Annotated in this window: 18 protein-coding genes and 2 pseudogenes; 7 read left to right on the top strand and 13 right to left on the bottom strand. The window is 65.4% G+C overall.

What is annotated here, in order from left to right; all coding sequences use genetic code 11:
- Positions 1 to 277, bottom strand: a pseudogene (locus tag ACLP9N_RS04575) (nuclear transport factor 2 family protein); the annotation flags it as partial.
- 61 nt (positions 278 to 338) lie between these two features.
- On the opposite strand from ACLP9N_RS04575, the gene ACLP9N_RS04580 reads away from it, so the two are divergent.
- Positions 339 to 1,256: a dienelactone hydrolase family protein gene (locus tag ACLP9N_RS04580; RefSeq protein WP_442406276.1), complete on the top strand. Its 918-nt coding sequence runs from the start codon at positions 339 to 341 to the stop codon at positions 1,254 to 1,256.
- Positions 1,257 to 1,407: 151 nt separating this feature from the next.
- Here ACLP9N_RS04580 and ACLP9N_RS04585 read toward each other — a convergent pair whose 3' ends face one another.
- The 6 genes from ACLP9N_RS04585 to ACLP9N_RS04610 form a co-directional block, all read right to left on the bottom strand.
- Complete coding sequence (locus ACLP9N_RS04585; RefSeq protein ID WP_442406277.1) at positions 1,408 to 2,733, bottom strand: cytochrome P450; 1,326 nt, start codon at positions 2,731 to 2,733, stop codon at positions 1,408 to 1,410.
- Between the two features lie 54 nt (positions 2,734 to 2,787).
- Entirely contained in the window at positions 2,788 to 3,210 is a 423-nt protein-coding gene (locus ACLP9N_RS04590) for a lipoprotein LpqH (RefSeq protein ID WP_442406278.1), read from the bottom strand.
- A 4-nt stretch (positions 3,211 to 3,214) separates the two neighbouring features.
- The gene (locus ACLP9N_RS04595) at positions 3,215 to 4,051 is read right to left on the bottom strand and encodes an SDR family oxidoreductase (RefSeq protein WP_442406279.1); all 837 of its coding nucleotides are present in this window, start codon (positions 4,049 to 4,051) and stop codon (positions 3,215 to 3,217) included.
- Positions 4,048 to 4,521 carry an SRPBCC family protein gene (locus ACLP9N_RS04600; protein ID WP_442406294.1) on the bottom strand — a complete coding sequence of 158 codons (474 nt, stop codon included), beginning with the start codon at positions 4,519 to 4,521 and terminating at the stop codon, positions 4,048 to 4,050. The genes ACLP9N_RS04595 and ACLP9N_RS04600 overlap by 4 nt, the downstream gene beginning before the upstream one ends.
- Before the next feature lie 35 nt (positions 4,522 to 4,556).
- On the bottom strand, positions 4,557 to 4,973 hold the full coding sequence (rpfC, locus tag ACLP9N_RS04605) for a resuscitation-promoting factor RpfC (RefSeq protein ID WP_442406280.1): 417 nt from the start codon (positions 4,971 to 4,973) through the stop codon (positions 4,557 to 4,559).
- A 123-nt stretch (positions 4,974 to 5,096) separates the two neighbouring features.
- Positions 5,097 to 5,639 carry a chorismate mutase gene (locus tag ACLP9N_RS04610; RefSeq protein ID WP_442406295.1) on the bottom strand — a complete coding sequence of 181 codons (543 nt, stop codon included), beginning with the start codon at positions 5,637 to 5,639 and terminating at the stop codon, positions 5,097 to 5,099.
- Between the two features lie 111 nt (positions 5,640 to 5,750).
- On the opposite strand from ACLP9N_RS04610, the gene ACLP9N_RS04615 reads away from it, so the two are divergent.
- Complete coding sequence (locus ACLP9N_RS04615) at positions 5,751 to 6,281, top strand: hypothetical protein (RefSeq protein WP_442406281.1); 531 nt, start codon at positions 5,751 to 5,753, stop codon at positions 6,279 to 6,281.
- A gap of 89 nt (positions 6,282 to 6,370) precedes the next feature.
- On the opposite strand, the gene ag85B is transcribed toward ACLP9N_RS04615, so the two are convergent.
- Positions 6,371 to 7,351, bottom strand: coding sequence for a diacylglycerol acyltransferase/mycolyltransferase Ag85B (ag85B, locus tag ACLP9N_RS04620; protein WP_442406282.1), 981 nt, complete (start codon positions 7,349 to 7,351; stop codon positions 6,371 to 6,373).
- Positions 7,352 to 7,963: 612 nt separating this feature from the next.
- Between ag85B and ACLP9N_RS04625 the strand changes: the two genes are divergently transcribed.
- Positions 7,964 to 9,100, top strand: a complete 1,137-nt coding sequence (locus ACLP9N_RS04625) for a DUF7159 family protein (protein ID WP_442406283.1) — start codon at positions 7,964 to 7,966, stop codon at positions 9,098 to 9,100.
- Here the strand turns inward: ACLP9N_RS04625 and ACLP9N_RS04630 are convergent.
- The 3 genes from ACLP9N_RS04630 to ACLP9N_RS04640 are packed head-to-tail and all read right to left on the bottom strand — an operon-like array spanning position 9,073 to position 11,939.
- Positions 9,073 to 9,645 (bottom strand): YceI family protein, encoded by a 573-nt coding sequence (locus ACLP9N_RS04630; RefSeq protein WP_442406284.1) that lies wholly within the window; start codon positions 9,643 to 9,645, stop codon positions 9,073 to 9,075. The two genes, ACLP9N_RS04625 and ACLP9N_RS04630, sit on opposite strands and share 28 nt — an antisense overlap.
- Positions 9,642 to 10,655, bottom strand: a complete 1,014-nt coding sequence (locus ACLP9N_RS04635) for an alcohol dehydrogenase (protein WP_442406285.1) — start codon at positions 10,653 to 10,655, stop codon at positions 9,642 to 9,644. The genes ACLP9N_RS04630 and ACLP9N_RS04635 overlap by 4 nt, the downstream gene beginning before the upstream one ends.
- A 21-nt stretch (positions 10,656 to 10,676) precedes the next feature.
- The gene (locus tag ACLP9N_RS04640; RefSeq protein ID WP_442406286.1) at positions 10,677 to 11,939 is read right to left on the bottom strand and encodes a cytochrome P450; all 1,263 of its coding nucleotides are present in this window, start codon (positions 11,937 to 11,939) and stop codon (positions 10,677 to 10,679) included.
- 191 nt (positions 11,940 to 12,130) lie between these two features.
- Here ACLP9N_RS04640 and ACLP9N_RS04645 point away from each other — a divergent pair, with 191 nt between their 5' ends.
- From ACLP9N_RS04645 to ACLP9N_RS04660, 4 genes are all read left to right on the top strand, one after another.
- Entirely contained in the window at positions 12,131 to 12,547 is a 417-nt protein-coding gene (locus tag ACLP9N_RS04645; protein ID WP_442406287.1) for a hypothetical protein, read from the top strand.
- A 114-nt stretch (positions 12,548 to 12,661) separates the two neighbouring features.
- Positions 12,662 to 13,060: a hypothetical protein gene (locus ACLP9N_RS04650; RefSeq protein ID WP_442406288.1), complete on the top strand. Its 399-nt coding sequence runs from the start codon at positions 12,662 to 12,664 to the stop codon at positions 13,058 to 13,060.
- A 34-nt stretch (positions 13,061 to 13,094) separates the two neighbouring features.
- A complete protein-coding gene (locus ACLP9N_RS04655) occupies positions 13,095 to 13,394 on the top strand; it encodes a hypothetical protein (RefSeq protein ID WP_442406290.1) in 300 nt (99 codons plus the stop codon).
- A gap of 47 nt (positions 13,395 to 13,441) precedes the next feature.
- A complete protein-coding gene (locus tag ACLP9N_RS04660; RefSeq protein WP_442406291.1) occupies positions 13,442 to 13,660 on the top strand; it encodes an Rv1893 family protein in 219 nt (72 codons plus the stop codon).
- Positions 13,661 to 13,668: 8 nt separating this feature from the next.
- Here the strand turns inward: ACLP9N_RS04660 and ACLP9N_RS04665 are convergent, their stop codons facing one another.
- Both ACLP9N_RS04665 and ACLP9N_RS04670 read right to left on the bottom strand, forming a co-directional pair.
- Positions 13,669 to 14,799, bottom strand: a complete 1,131-nt coding sequence (locus ACLP9N_RS04665) for a nitronate monooxygenase (protein WP_442406292.1) — start codon at positions 14,797 to 14,799, stop codon at positions 13,669 to 13,671.
- Positions 14,800 to 14,899: 100 nt separating this feature from the next.
- Positions 14,900 to 15,200 (bottom strand): annotated as a pseudogene (locus tag ACLP9N_RS04670) (hypothetical protein); the annotation flags it as partial.

A 15,200-nucleotide genomic window follows, 5' to 3' on the forward strand; every position in this document is an offset into this window, starting at 1 on the left:
ACGTCCATGTCTCGGAGTGCTCGTACATCACGTCGGAGCCGTTGGAGATCAGCACGCCGTCGTGATTCTCGTAGCCGGCCAGCGGAGCGAGGCCCATCTTGAGCCGTTTGACGATGTCGTCGGGACCGCGTGCCGCCAGGGCGGGTACCGGCATGTCGACGTAAAGGCAATCCGGCGACAAGAACGTCGTGACCGCGTCCCAATCCCGCCGCGACAGCGCCTGCCACAGCCCAAGTACCGCAGCGGTCTCGACCGCATTCGTAGAAACCTCTGTCATGGTCGCCATTAACACCCGGCCGCGGCACCGGTGTCAACGTTTCGGGCGCATACTCGCCTCAGTGACTCCACTGCAGCGCTACCTCGCCGAAGAGATCGCGACCGATCACGTCGACGGTTTGCTCACCCGCCGCGAAGCGATGAGAAGGCTTGGCCTGCTCGGGCTGACGACGGCGGCCGCGACGGCGCTCATCGCGTCCTGCAGCGAGGAGCCTGAGGAAGCTTCGAGCCCTTCGCCGACCTCGCCCGGCACCGCCAACTCACCTGGGTCACCGCAGCCGCCGGGAATTGCCAACACGCTGCCCACCCAGCCGATCACCTGGCAGGGGCCCACGAGCCAGCTGCAAGCGGCGTGGTCCCAAGCGGCCAACTCCAAGGGCGGTGTGCTGGTCATCCACGAGAACAAGGGACTGAACGACTGGGTGCGATCAGTGGCGGGCCGCCTGGCCGGGGCCGGGTACTCGGCCATGGCCATCGACCTGCTGTCCGAGCAGGGTGGGACCGGAGCGTTCGCCGACCCGGCTCAGGCCACCGCGGCGTTGGGCGCGATCGCACCGGAACAGTTCGTCCACGACCTGAATTCCGCTGTCGCGCAACTGAAGCTACGCGCTCCGGGGCAGAAAGTCGCCGTGGTCGGCTTCTGCTTCGGCGGCGGTCTGGTATGGCAACTGCTGGCTTCCGGCGCACTGGGCGTGTCGGCCGCGGTCCCGTTCTACGGGCCGTTGCCCGACAACCCCGACTTCTCCGGATCCAAGGCCGCCGTGCTGGGTATCTACGGCGCCCTGGACACCCGGGTCACCGGGTCCGAGCCGGCGGCCAAGGCGGCCCTCGACCGAGCCGGGCTGGTCCACGACCTGGTGGTCGAACCCAACGCCGACCACGCGTTTTTCAACGACACCGGCCCGCGCTACAACGCCGTGGCGGCGGCCGATGCATGGCAGCGTCTGCTGGACTGGTTCGGCCGCTATCTCGCCGGCTAGCGATTGACCACCACGCCGAGGGACAGAAGCGTTGACTCTGCGGTGAGGGTGAAACCGCCCGAGTGCCCCTCGCCCCCAGCGCAGAATCGAACTTCTACGCCCGCGCGTTGTCGCTGGGAGGTCGACAAAAAGTGTGTCGTGTCCCGCCCGCTTAGGGGGAAACCATCGACCGCGCCGGGCCCAATGTCACCGGCAGCGTCGACCATCCGCGCAGCACCCGCGTCTCGCGCCTGCTGCCCGCACCCGCGGCCCGCACCTCGGGGAAGCGCTCGAAGAACGTTCGCAGCCCCACTTCGCCCTCGGCGCGGGCGAGGGCGGCCCCGAGGCAGAAATGCCGGCCACCGGAGAACGCGAGATGCTTGCCGGCATTGCGGCGTTCGATGTCGAAGCGGTGCGGATCGGGGAATACCTCGGGATCCCGGTTAGCGGCGGCCAGATAGACCACCACCATCTCGCCGCGGTTGATCCGTGTGCCCGCTATCTCGACGTCATTGAGGGCCAGCCGCGCGGTCAGCTGCACCGGCGATTCCAGCCGCAGGATCTCCTCAACGGCGTTGGGCCACAACTCAGGACGTTGACGCAGCGTGTCCAGGTGTTCGGGCGTGTCGAGCAACATGCGAATTCCGTTGCCCAACAGGTTCACCGTGGTCTCGAACCCGGCGGCCAACACCAGCCCGGCGATGGCCTGAAGTTCGCGCTGGCTGAGATACGTTTCGGCAGAACCACTTTCGGCTTTCTGGATCAACTGACTCATCAAATCGTCACCCGGATTGCGCCGCAATTGCTCCAAATGGCCGGCGAGCCAGAAGTTGAACCCGGCGATCCCTTCCTGCACGCTGCGGTACTGCCGCCACGGCAATCCGAAGTCCAGGCTCGGCGCCGCCAGCTCACCGAACTCCAAGACTCGCCGCCGATCCCGCTCAGGCACACCCAAGATGTCGCTGATGATCGCGACCGGGAGTTGCGAGCAATACCGCCCCACGATGTCCACCACATCGGAGACGCCGCACTGGTCGGTGAGCTGGTCCAAAAGTCCCGCCGCCGTCTGCTCGACGCCGTCACGCAATGCGGCGACCGCCCGGGAGGTGAACACGGCCGACACCGTCTTTCGGTAACGCGTGTGGTCGGGTGGCTCGACGGCCAGCAACGACGGGGCACGCAGCGGGTGAAGAAGATCGTCGCGGAAGCGGCTCTCCAACCATCGCATCGGCGCTGGCAAGTTACCGCCGAACATCAACACCCGAAAGTCGTCGGATCGCAACAGGTCATGGGCGAGCGCATGGCCGACCGCCAGATAGGCGGTGCGGCCTTTCAGCAGCGGTCCAAGCGGCCGCAGTTCCTCGTAGAACGGCACCGGGTCGGCGATCACTTCCGGATCGGCGATCAGCCTGGCCGGCGGTTCACCCCGCCGGACTCCGATTTTCGCGGCACCACGGATAAACCCGTGCAGCGCAAGCCAGTGCAGTCTCTGCTTCACAGCTCCTCCATCGATTGGCCGGTCGCAGCGCGTCCTCCACCGAGCCTAGGCGCCTCAGCACTCGGCGGTGATATTGAAGTCTGTCGTCACGACCTTATTGGGATTGCTGTTGTCGATGCCGTATGCGCTGCCGGTGATGGTGTAGGTGTTTTGGGCCAGGTCGACGTGCGCATCGCCCACCCCGCCTTCCCAGAAGCTTCCGGTGAACCCGCCGACGTTGCGGATCTTCACCCATTGAGGGATGACCCTCTCGCCACTGAGCAGCACCACCGCTTCCACCCGGCCGTCGTGGTCGAGAATGTCGATGGTCCGGTACGCCTGGTCCTGGCTGCACGCGGGAGGACGTGTGGTGTGCGTGTTCCCGTCGATGGTCAGGCGGGCGGCTCTTCGGGGGATCGTTTCGGCCGCCCCGCACCCTGCGATGGTGGCGACGAGGACCAAAGCAACTGCGGCCCGTGCGACCAGCCGGTTGTGCACCAGTTCACCTCGATTCTTTTGGCAACAGCCCGGGTAGCGCTTTGACGATGCGGCCCCGCACCAACTCCGGGCTGCGGCCCTTGAGCCGATCGATCCAGCGAATGCTGTTGGGCACGTACCAGTGCAACCGGGTCGGATGCTGGTAGGCCTGCCAGGCCACCTCGGCCACGCTGCTCGCGGGCATCATCCGGAGCATGCCCTTCTTGGGCGCAGTAGCGCGGATCTCCTCGGCGGACATCGTCGACGGGGCATCGTCGGAGTGGTTGGGCGTCGAGGTCAGGATCGCGGTATCGATCAGACCGGGAAGCACGTCGGCGACCCGCACACCATGTCGATGCCATTCCACGCTGAGTGCCTCGGTCAACCCCTTGACCGCGTGCTTGGTCGACGAGTAGACCGCGATCCGCGGCATGCCGTAGGTGCCCGCCGACGACGACGTCGAGAACATCAGACTGCCCGGAGTCTTTTTCAGGTAGGGCAGTGCGCCGTAGGCACCGGTCAGCACGGCTTTGTAGTTGACGTCGACGACGCGCATGGCGTCCTCGTACGGCACGTCTTCGAACCAGCCGGATTGGCCGATGCCGGCGTTGTTCCACATCATGTCCAGCCCGCCGCCCGCATTGCCGGCGCAGAAATCAGCCAGCGCACCGTCCAGGGCCGCCTTGTCAGTAACGTCGACGACGCGGGTCCAGAGTCGCTCGGTGCCGAGCTGGCGGCTCAGCTCGGCCAGGCCGGCATCGTTGCGGTCCACCGCACCGACCCGCCAGCCCCTGGCATGAAAGAGCTTTGCGCCCTCGCGGCCCATTCCGCTCCCCGCGCCGGTGATGAAGACGGACTTCACTCCTCGACCACGGCCTTGATGCGTTGCAGCGTCTTGGTCATGTCGCGGATATTGCGGCGTTTACGCAGCCAGCCGCCGAACAGCCAGAAATACACGCTGCTGAACGCGGACGGGGTCATCCGAAATGACTCGGTAACGTCCGTACCGCCGCCCGCAGGTGCCAATCTGTAGTGCCAGTTATTGACCGCTCTGTCGCCGAGAAGCACCGCAAAGCCGAACTCGCGGCCCGGCTCGCAGGCGGTCACCTCGCACGTCGTCCAGTACACCGGTCCGATCTCGTTACGCCGAACGTGACCCCGGAATTTGGCGCCGAGCGCGGGCCCGGTCGCCTCACCCAACCACTCCGCCTCGAACACTTCCGGGGAAAACCGCGGTGTGTTGCGGACGTCTGCGATCACATCCCAGATTTTGTCCGCGGGCGCCGCCATCTGAACCGTCGCCGAACCTTCCATGACCCGATCCAAACACAGGTTCGCGCTGGGTCATAGGGCGCACGGACCATCAGTTACGGGTGCGGGACCGCCGCCTGAATCAGCCCGTTGATGATCTGCTTGATGCCCTGTGCCGGATGCGAATACCACGCGGTCGGCAGACCCGATGCTGAGCCGCACTTCGGCCATGGGTCCAGGCCATCCTCGGCGAAAACCCGGTTCGCCACAGCGATTTGTTGGTCCTTGGATGCGGCGGCCGGGTTGCCGACCCCGCCATATTGGTTCCAGGTGGCCGGCTTGAATTGCAGCCCACCGTATTCGCCGTTTCCGGTGTTGGCTGCCCAGTTGCCGCCGGACTCGCATTGCGCGATCGCGTCCCAGTTCGGGGCCGCGGGGGCGGCGTTGGCCACACCATCGGACACTGTCATCGACGCTGCAACGAAGCCGCCTAGCATGACGGACCCGACAAGAGGCTTGCAGAGTTTTTTCATGTCAAGCTTTTCGCCAGGCGTGTCCGAAGTGTTACTGATTCGAATAAATTGCGAAATAAGGAGTTTATGGCATTTAAATCGGCACGTCAGAAGCCAAATTAAAGAGTTATTAAGCAAATGCGTTTAGGAGCAATACCACCGAGTCGCCAAAGAGAGAGCTTGTTGGTAAAGGCCGTCGAGCTGGCGGGCCCCGATGACCTCGGCCCGCGCGGCGTCGAGCTGGGTCGCGCACGCCGCCGAATGCAGCAAGTCCCAGTCGAGCGCGATCTGGGTCAGCATCGTCTGGTTGAGGCCATCGATCGTCGACCGAGACGCCGAGAGGTCCGGTGATGCGGCCGGCGCGTCGGACGGATTGAGCTTCCAATCCGCAAAGCGGCTGTATTCGATGGCCTCGGTGGCGTTGATCTGGTCCCCGAAGACCCGCGCGACATAATCCGCGTCAACGCGCTTCGTGCTGGCGTCGGCGCGCAGCGCGGCGAGTTCTTGCTGGACGCGGCCTGGGTCCTCGATGGCGCCGTGAGCCCGCCATTTGAAGGCCGCCACCGGTTCGGCCACCTGCAACCGCGCCGCGGCGGCGTCGACCAACTCTGTCAGCCGGCTCGTGCTGTCGGCCCTCGCCTGCGGTGCGGCCACCAGGACAGCCAGCGCGGCCAGCGCGCCTGGGATTCGGCGTAGGCGAGGGTGTCTCGTTTCGGGGATAGCCTGGCTGACATAGCTAGTTTCGAGGGTACTTCTAAGGGCGCATCTGCGTTGCGCGCGCCGCGGGTTCGGGCGCTGATGGCTGCCGCTCTCGCGGTTTCGCTGCTGCTGGGCGGGGCGTTCCTGGTAGTGAGCGCGCTTCGTCCGTCGCCGTCTGAAAAGCTGGACCATCCCGCCAATCCGGTCAGCGACGACGCGACCGCGGCCCAGGTGGTCGAGTCGGTCAAACAAATCGTGAGTCTTGCCGGACTTCAGACGAATTCGGCCGGTTATCTGTTGATGTCTTGTAAGAACCAGAACGACCCTCCCTATCAAGGTGCGATCTATCTGACCTTCGCACTGCCCGCAGGCGCTCGGCCCGATACCTATTTCAAGACAATCGCGGCCACGCTGAAGACCCGGGGCTGGACGGAGGGCCTACCGCCCAACGAGCACACCTTCGGCAAGACCGTCTCCAAGGACGCCGTCACCGCGATCATCTATCCGCACGGCGACGACCCGGACCTGGGAGTCCTGCGCGCCTACGGTGAGTGTCGCGACGCGAACGATCACCGCAAGGACGCGTCCGGGTGGATCGACATCACCAATCAATTCCCGAGGACCGGCTGACGGGCCGTTTGGGGCTTTAACGCGCTACTGCGCTTGACGGGTTGCTGTCAAGCGCAGTAGCGGCTTCGAAAAGGGAAGGCGGATAAGCCTTAACCGTGCGCGCCCAAGGCGCCCTGCAGGTCGCCCTTCATCGCGTTGAGCTGGGCACCCCAGTACTCCCAGCTGTGCGTCCCGTTGGCGTTGAAGTTGAACACCGCGTTGTGGCCACCGGCGCCGTTGTAGGCGTCCTGGAACTTCAGGTTGCTGCTGCGCACGAAGTTCTCCAGGAACTCGGCGGGCATGTTGGCGCCGCCCAACTCCGACGGGGTGCCGTTACCGCAGTAGATCCACAGCCGGGTGTTGTTGGCGACGAGCTTGCCGACCTGCAGGGTCGGGTCGTTGCGCTGCCACGCCGGGTCGCTCGACGGACCCCACATGGCGTCGGGCTTGTAACCGCCGGCGTCACCCATTGCCAGGCCGAGCAGGGTCGGCCCCATCCCCTGGGAGGGGTCCATCAGGGCCGACAGCGAGCCGGCGTAGATGAACTGTGCGGGGTGGTAGGCAGCGAGGATCAATGCTGCCGAGCCGGACATGGAGATGCCGACGGCGGCGCTGCCGGTGGGCTTGACCTGCCGTTGAGACGACAGGTAGTTCGGCAGCTCGCTGGTGATGAAGGTCTCCCACTTGTACGTGGAGCAGCCGGCCTTACCGCAGGCCGGTTGGTACCAGTCGGCGTAGAAGCTGGACTGCCCACCCACCGGCATGACGATCGACAGGCCCGACTGGTAGTACCACTCGAAAGCCGGGGTGTTGATGTCCCAGCCGTTGTAGTCCTCTTGCGCGCGAAGCCCGTCCAGCAGGTACACGGCGGGCGAGCCGTTTCCGCCGCTCTGGAATTGGACCTTGATGTTGCGGCCCATTCCGGCCGACGGCACTTGCAGGTATTCGACGGGCAGACCTGGCCGCGAGAACGCTCCCACGGTCGGCGCTCCGCCGGCAAGACCGACCAGGCCCGGCAGGGTGATAGCCGCCGCAGCACCGACCAAAAACCGGCGCCCCCAGGCCCGGACCTTCTCGCTCACGTCTGTCATACCTGCCCCTTGTCATATGTCTGGCGTATCTCGAGCCGTGCTCTCGGCAGGAATTTACCGTGCGAATAGGCCAAATGTCGATCTGGACGCGAACCAATCTCGGTTTTGTCTCGGTTACCGCCACGAATACAGCAACTGTGATACGAGGGCGCCGACGGCGGTACAAGGCTTGCCCGCAGCACCTTGGCGCCCCCTCACGGCGCGAGAATCGCCAGCTAGCAGCCGGATCTGCGCACCCGAATCCGAGAAGGCCGCACCACACCGCCAAAAGCTACAAAGTGTCACAAAGCAAATGGCGTTTCCGTTTTTGGCCTAACCGTATCGCCCGGCGCAATCCGCTTGAGGGTTTAGGCGTGTTGCCGCGCCTCGGACACAACTGAGCCGCAACTGCGCGCTGGGTATATCGCTGTGGGTCACCTGGGTCTTCGGCTGGTCTTCGGCATCGGGGCTCCCCAACTTGCGCCGACCGCGTAGGCTCACACGAAGCAAGCCGAGAGACCACGCTAGCCCGGTCCGTTCCGGCTCTCACGAATCACCGCACCAGCGGGCTTCATGGTGCGCAGCGGTGTAGCTGGGGGCATCGGAGTTCCGGGGCCGATTGAGGTGCAAATTTTGGACACGGTACTAGGGGTATCAGTCACGCCGACCACCGTCGGGTGGGTCCTCGCTGAAGGACACGGCGCAGACGGCACGATCCTGGACCATCACGAGTTGAAGCTGCGCGGCGGACGCGGCGTGCGCGCGGTGAGCACCGCGGAGCAGGTGGCAGACGAGGTACTGCGGGTAGAGGCGCTGGCGGGCGCGAGCGATCACCGTCTGCGCGTCGTCGGAGTGACCTGGAACGACGACGCGTCCGCGGAGGCCGCGCTGTTGTTGGAGGCACTAACCGACGCGGGTTTGGACAACTTGGTGCCCGTTCGCCACCTCGAAGCCGTCGAGACGCTTGCGCGAGCCATCGCGCCGGTCATCGGCTACGAGCAGACCGCGGTGTGCATTCTCGAACATGCGTGGGCGAACGTCGTCATGGTCGACGCCCACGACGGCGAGACGCGTACCGCCGTCAAGCATGTGCGCGGCGGTTTCGACGGGCTGACTTCCTGGCTGAGTGGAATGTTCGACCGCGACGGTTGGCGCCCGTCGGGGGTACTCGTGGTCGGTTCGGACCTCGACATCAACGCCTTGTCATGGCAGCTCGAAAAGACTTTGCCGGTGCCGGTTTTCGCGCAAAGCATGGCGCAGGTAACGGTTGCACGCGGCGCGGCGCTGGCGGCGGCGGCCAGCACCGAGTTCACCGACGAGCAGCTGCTGGTCGCGACGGCCGGCGAACCCGCCCCCGAGCCCGCTACCCGGCCGCGGCAGTTCTCCTACGCCGGCGCGGTGACCGCGTTGGCCGCCGGTGCGATCACCTTCGTCACGTCGTTGTCGCTGGCCGTGGGCCTTCAGTTGGCTCCCGACAACGCTTCCGGAACGACAAAACACCCGGTGCACACGTCGACACCACCCGTCGAAGCAGCTGTCGCGCCGCAAGCCGCGCCGCCACCTGCGCCCCGGGAGGCGGTACAACCCCTGTCGCAGGTGCAGCCGCCCGTCAGCCCCGCCGCCGCACCGGGCGCGCAGCCCGCGGCACCGATAGAACAACAGAACGCGACGTCGGAGACGCAACCGGACCCGAACGGTCACCCACCTGCGGTGACGAGGGTGCTCGAGCACATACCCGGCGCCTACGGGGATTCGGACTCACAGCCGTAGCGGACCGCGGTAAAAGACACCGCCACCTCGTCGACGACCTGCACCGACCCCATCAGAAGCGAGAAGGGCTTGATGCCGTAATCCGATTGGCGAACCGTGGATTCGGCAGACATTCGCCACGAGTCGCCGAGATCGTCTGTGCGCAGATCGATTACGTGCTCTCGCGACTTTCCCCGGATCTGCAGCATCCCGCTCAGGCGATACCCGCCGTCCGTCTTGTCGATAGCGGCGGCGGTGAAGCGGATTTCGGGAAAGCGGCCGACGTTCAGCGACTTCAACGCGTTCGAGCGCACCATGACCTTCTCCGGTCCGGACAATCCTTTGACCCCGCCCTCGCCGCGCAGCACCTCGAACGAATCGACGTCGACGACGAGCTCCGCGGTGACGGGTTCGCCGCCCTCCCAGTTCACCGTGGCCTGCCACCGCGTCATTGCGATGGTCAGCCGGTGGCCCATGCGCGCGGCCCTGCCCGTAACACCGGTACGAAGCTGCAACTCGCCGTCGGAAGCGTCGAGCGTCCACACCATGCTGTTGTCGCTGCTCACATGGTGAGCACTGTGCGGTAGTGCGCGCGTCCCTGCTCCAACGCCGCGTAGCCCTCCGGAGCTTCCGACAACGGCAACTCCTCGATCCACGCCCGCACGCCCGACAGGACCGCGAAATGCATTGTGTCTTCGACATCTTTGGCGGTCCCGGACGGATGACCCACAATGCTGACGCCTGGCGTGATGAGCTGGATGGGACTGATCGGTAACGGTTCAGGCGTGACGCCGATGGTGACGAGTTCACCCTGGGGCGATATCCCACCGACCGTGGCTGCCATGGCCCCCGAGTTACCCGCGGTCGCGAGCACGACCGCCGCACCGCCCAGAGCCTTGAGCGCTTCGGACGGGTCACTGGCGGTGGAGTCGATGTAGTGGTGAGCGCCCAGCTTTCGCGCGTCATCGGCTTTGCCGGTTCCGCGAGCGATCGCGATGGTCTCGAAACCCATCGCCCGGGCGAACTGCACACCGAGGTGACCCAGCCCACCGACGCCGAGGATCGCGACCCGGTCGCCGGGCAGGGCCTTCGTGTGACGCAGGGCGTTGTAGGTGGTGACGCCGGCGCAGCCCATCGGCGCGGCTTCCGCGTCGGAAAGCTCGGCGGGAATTCGGGCCAAAGCGCTGGCCGGCGCGGTCACCGACTCCGCGTATCCGCCGGGGTACTGGTAGCTCGGGATTTTCCCGTTCTCACAGTGAATGAACTGGCCTTTCCGGCACTGATCGCAGTGGTAGCAGCACCCGCCGAACCAGCCGACCGCGACACGATCGCCGACCGCGAAACCCTCAACACCCTCACCGAGTTCGGCTATGGTTCCGGCGATTTCATGCCCGGGAGTCAAAGGCCATGACATGCCGGGGAATCCGCCGGCGACGAAGTGGGCGTCGGTGCCGCAGATGCCGCAGGCGCGCACGCTGATGCGTGCCTCGCCGCGCGCCGGTGGCGTTGTTTCGACCTCGACCAGCTCCAACGGCGCGCCCGCGGATTTTACGTGGACCGCTTTGTGCGTGGGCACGCTATTTCTCCCTGTTGTATCTTATTGCGCGACAGGGCATTTCGCTGCCCCGTTGGTGTGGTAGTCGACCTGCCAGTGCTTGATGCCGTTGAGCCAGCCCGACCGCAGCCGCTCGGGCTTGCCGATCGATTCCAGATCGGGCAGGGCGTCGGCGATCGCGTTGAACATCAGGTCGATGGTCATCCGCGCCAGGTTGGCCCCGATACAGTAGTGCGCGCCGGTGCCGCCGAATCCCACGTGCGGGTTGGGGTTACGCAGGATGTTGAAGGCGAACGGGTCGTCGAACACGTCCTCGTCGAAATTGGCTGAGCGGTAGACCATTACCACCCGCTGGCCCTTCTTGATCTGCGCGCCGGAGAGCTCGTAGTCCTCCACCGCGGTGCGCTGGAACGACGTGACTGGGGTGGCCCACCGGACGATCTCGTCAGCGGTGGTGACCGGACGTTCCCGCTTGTACAGCTCCCACTGGTCGGGGAAGTCGGTGAAGGCCATCATGCCCTGGGTGATGGAGTTGCGGGTGGTCTCGTTGCCGGCCACCGCCAGCAAGATGACGAAGAAGCCGAACTCGTCTTCGGAGAGCTTGTGGCCGTCGACGTCGGCCTCGATCAACTTGGTGACGATGTCCGGCCCGGGGTTTTTGGCCCGGTCGGCGGCCATCTGCATGGCGTACATGACCAGGTCGACCGAGGCGGCCATGGAGTCGTTGGTGGCGAACTCCGGGTCCTGGTCGCCGACCATCTGGTTGGACCAGTGGAACAGCTTCATGCGGTCTTCCTGCGGTACACCCAGCAGACCGGCGATGGCTTGCAGCGGCAATTCGCAGGACACCTGCTCGACGAAGTCGCCGGAACCTTGCGCGGCGGCGGTTTCGACAATGCGCCGGGCCCGCTCGTTGAGGTCGTCGCGCAGCCGCTCGACGGCTCGGGGCGTAAAGCCGCGGGAGATGATCTTGCGCAGGTGGGTGTGCTGCGGGGCGTCCATGTTGAGCAACACGAACTTGCTCGTCTCGAGCTGCTCGGTGACCGTACCCTCTTTGTAGCGCGGCAGTGCGGTGTTCTGCAGGCTGGAGAAGACGTCGCTGCGCAGCGAGACTTCCTTCACGTCCTTGTGCTTGGACACCACCCAGAAGCCGCCGTCGCTGAACCCGCCCGTCCCGATTGGCTGCTCGTTCCACCAGATCGGCGCGGTCTTCCGCAGTTCGGCCAGTTCTTCCACCGGCAACCGTTCGGCGTGGATGTCTGGGTCGGTGAAGTCGAACCCGGGAGGCAGATTGGGGGTTGGCATGCGGGCCGCTCCTCGATACGAATTCGTCTAGTTGTGTTCTAGTGCAAATAAACCATTGCCACACCACGGTTGGGAAGCGCTTGAGCAAGATCGGCGAAGCCGAATTGCAACATGTTCAGCGTCGATTAGTTACGGCCATGTGACCGGTCTACATGTCTTGCAAGCACCGAACAACCGAAAGGGCACGAATGATGCGCGTCGTCCTGAGTCACTTTATGAGTCTCGACGGGGTAGTCCAGGCCCCAGGCGGCCACGAAGAAGACTCCGACGGCGGCTTCGCCCACGGCGGCTGGTCGATACCGTTTTTCGAGCCCGACGCCATGGGACCGGCCGTCGCCGACGTCATGGCCTTGACGGAGGCGCTGCTTTTCGGCCGGCGAACGGGTCGCCGATCGGATGAACGAGATACTGAAGTACGTGGCCTCGCGCACGCTCAGCCAAGACGGTCTCACCTGGCCGGGTTCGACGCTGTTACCGGCCGACGACGCGATCGGCGCGATCCGCGAGCTGCGCGCCCCGGAGGGCTCGGTGAGGCCTCCGCCCTCGAGCTGGTTTCGACGGCCGCGACCGCGACCGGCGTTCTCATCTGCACCTACCGGCCGCGGTGAGTAGTGCTGAGCCGCCCGACGCGAAACGATCTTTGTGGCGCGGGCCCAAATGATTATGCTTTGGTCCAGGTCACCGGCGGTAGGGGCCGCGTGAAACGACACCGAGGGTGGAACATGATTCGCGAACTACTCGCCACCGCGGCGATCACGGGCGGCGCGATCGGCCTGGCGCCGTGCGCGGCCGCCAATTACGACGGCGACGTGCCGGGCATGAACTATCAAGCTTCGCTGGGTGCGCCGTGCGACAACTATGAGCGCTTCATCTTCGGGCGTGGGCCCAGCGGCCAGGCCGAAGCCTGTCATTTCCCGCCACCGAACCAGTTCCCGGCGGCCACTACGGGGTACTGGGTGATCTCCTACCCTCTGTACGGAGTCCAGCAGAACGGCGCGAAGTGCCCGGGTCCGCAGACAGCGGCGCAGACCCCTGACGGACTGCCGATGCTGTGTCTGGGAGCCCAAGGGTGGCAACCGGGGTGGTTCACCGGGGCAGGGTTCTTCCCACCAGCCGGGTAGCGGCCCCGCCTATCCTGGAGGGATGCGCGGAGATATGCGCGAAGGCCAGCTAACTAAATCTCCGGTGGCCCCGGTGCCGCGCTGGTTGCGGTTTGTCCTCGCGTCCGATCGCGCCGGCTCGGCGTGGTACATCGGCACGGGCTTCTTTTTCGCGCCCGTGCTCGCCGTGCTATCGCCGTGGCCGGCGGTCACCGCAGTGCTGTGGGCGATCATCGCGCTGGCGGGGCTATGGCTTGGCCTGCTCGGAATCGCAATGGCCGTCGGGCTGGCACGGGTGCTGCGATCCGGCAAGGAGATACCCGAGGAATACTGGCGCAGCCTGGTGAACTACTAGAGTCTTATCAAGCCTTATCAAGCCGTGCCAACGAATAGGAGACTCCGATGGCCTTCAATCCCAAAGATGCGGTCGACGCGGCGAGGGACATCGCGACCAACGCCGTCGAAAAGGCCTCCGACATCGTAGAACATGCCAGCGACATCATTCGGGGTGACATCGCGGGCGGCGCCAGCGGGATCGTCCAGCACTCGATCGACATCGGCACCTATGCGGTGGAACGGACCAAAGAGGTGTTCACCGGCAAGGACGAGGTCGACGAGTAGCCGACACTTCAGACGGTAGCGGCGTCGTTGAGTTCGTCCAACCGCGTCGTCGCCTCGAGGTACTCCTGCACCCAGCGCTCGATGACCGTCGCGCTCTTCTCGACCTTGGTGAACTGCCCGACGACCTGACCGACTGGATTGAACGCGACGTCGACGGACTCGTTGGGGTACCTGTTCGTGGCCCGCACGGCCATGCCGGACACCATGTACTGCAACGGCATGCCGAGGGGCTTCGGGTTGTCCGGCTGCTCCCAGGCTTCGGTCCAGTCGTTGCGCAGCATCCGGGCCGGCTTGCCGGTGAACGAGCGGCTGCGGACGGTGTCGCGGCTGCCGGCCTTGACGTATGCCGCCTGCTGAACCGGGGTGTTCGAGGACTCCTCGACCATCAGCCACTGCGAGCCGGTCCACGCGCCCTGAGCGCCCAGCGCCAGCGCCGCCGCGATCTGCTGGCCGCTGCCGATGCCACCCGCGGCCAGCACCGGTACCGGGGCGACCTCCTTGACGACCTGTGGCCACAACACAATTGAGCCCACCTCGCCGCAGTGCCCGCCGGCCTCGCCGCCCTGGGCGATGATGATGTCGACGCCCGCGTCGGCGTGCTTGCGGGCCTGCGAGGGGGAGCCGCACAACGCGGCCACCTTGAGTCCGGATTCATGGATGTGCTTGATCATTTCGGCCGGCGGGGTGCCGAGCGCGTTGGCGATCATCTTCACCTTCGGGTGTTTGAGGGCCACCTCGACCTGGGGTGTGGCCGTCGCCTCGGTCCACCCGAGAAGCTGCAGGCTGTCGCCGTCGCTGTCCTCGATCGGGACACCGTGATCGGCGAGGATCTTCTTTCCGAAATCCAGATGCTCCTGCGGCACCATCTTGCGCAGCGTGTCGGCGAGCTCCTCGGCCGACAGCTGGGAGTCCATGCCCTCGTACTTGTTCGGAATGACGATGTCGACGCCGTAGGGGTGGTCGCCGATGTTCTCGTCGATCCAGTTGAGCTCGATCTCGAGCTGCTCAGGCGTGAAACCGACGGCCCCCAGCACGCCGAAACCGCCGGCCTTACTGACCGCGACGACGACATCGCGGCAGTGGGTGAAGGCGAAGATCGGAAACTCGATGCCGAGTTCATCGCAAATGGCGGTGTGCATGCCTACTCCTGGGGCGCTCGCCGAACTGAAACGTGTTCTAGTTTAGTACGCGCGCCCTCGGGGTGGCCAGACAGGTCCGTCGCGCCCCAACTAAGAGCCATCAGATCGCCACGCTGTGCGCAGCCCACAGGACCAGGAACGCGAGCATGCTGCCGGCGCAGACGAGGTGATCCCGACAAATGGAGCGCGCGAGACGGGACTGTTCGGGGGGACCGTCGGTGCGCTGTCCGAGGCGGACCGCGGAGGGGACTGTGTGCGTGAGCGCCAGCAGCATCGGGACTGCCGCCAGAATTGCCGAGGTGACCAGCAGCCAGCCTGGGTCGTGGCCGCGGGCGGCCTGAAACCCTAACGCGCCCAACAGGATCAACATGACGAGGACCATCAGCCGGCTCATCGGCCGC

It is taken from the genome of Mycobacterium sp. (assembly GCF_052144515.1).
Taxonomy (GTDB): domain Bacteria; phylum Actinomycetota; class Actinomycetes; order Mycobacteriales; family Mycobacteriaceae; genus Mycobacterium.

Coding starts and splice junctions, on each gene's coding strand:
- ACLP9N_RS04645 (WP_442406287.1), top strand. CDS start 12,131: ATGCGCGTCGTCCTGAGTCACTTTATGAGTCTCGACGGGGTAGTCCAG.
- ACLP9N_RS04660 (WP_442406291.1), top strand. CDS start 13,442: ATGGCCTTCAATCCCAAAGATGCGGTCGACGCGGCGAGGGACATCGCG.
- ACLP9N_RS04650 (WP_442406288.1), top strand. CDS start 12,662: ATGATTCGCGAACTACTCGCCACCGCGGCGATCACGGGCGGCGCGATC.
- ACLP9N_RS04665 (WP_442406292.1), bottom strand. CDS start 14,799: ATGCACACCGCCATTTGCGATGAACTCGGCATCGAGTTTCCGATCTTC.
- ag85B (WP_442406282.1), bottom strand. CDS start 7,351: ATGACAGACGTGAGCGAGAAGGTCCGGGCCTGGGGGCGCCGGTTTTTG.
- rpfC (WP_442406280.1), bottom strand. CDS start 4,973: ATGAAAAAACTCTGCAAGCCTCTTGTCGGGTCCGTCATGCTAGGCGGC.
- ACLP9N_RS04655 (WP_442406290.1), top strand. CDS start 13,095: ATGCGCGAAGGCCAGCTAACTAAATCTCCGGTGGCCCCGGTGCCGCGC.
- ACLP9N_RS04640 (WP_442406286.1), bottom strand. CDS start 11,939: ATGCCAACCCCCAATCTGCCTCCCGGGTTCGACTTCACCGACCCAGAC.
- ACLP9N_RS04615 (WP_442406281.1), top strand. CDS start 5,751: ATGGCTGCCGCTCTCGCGGTTTCGCTGCTGCTGGGCGGGGCGTTCCTG.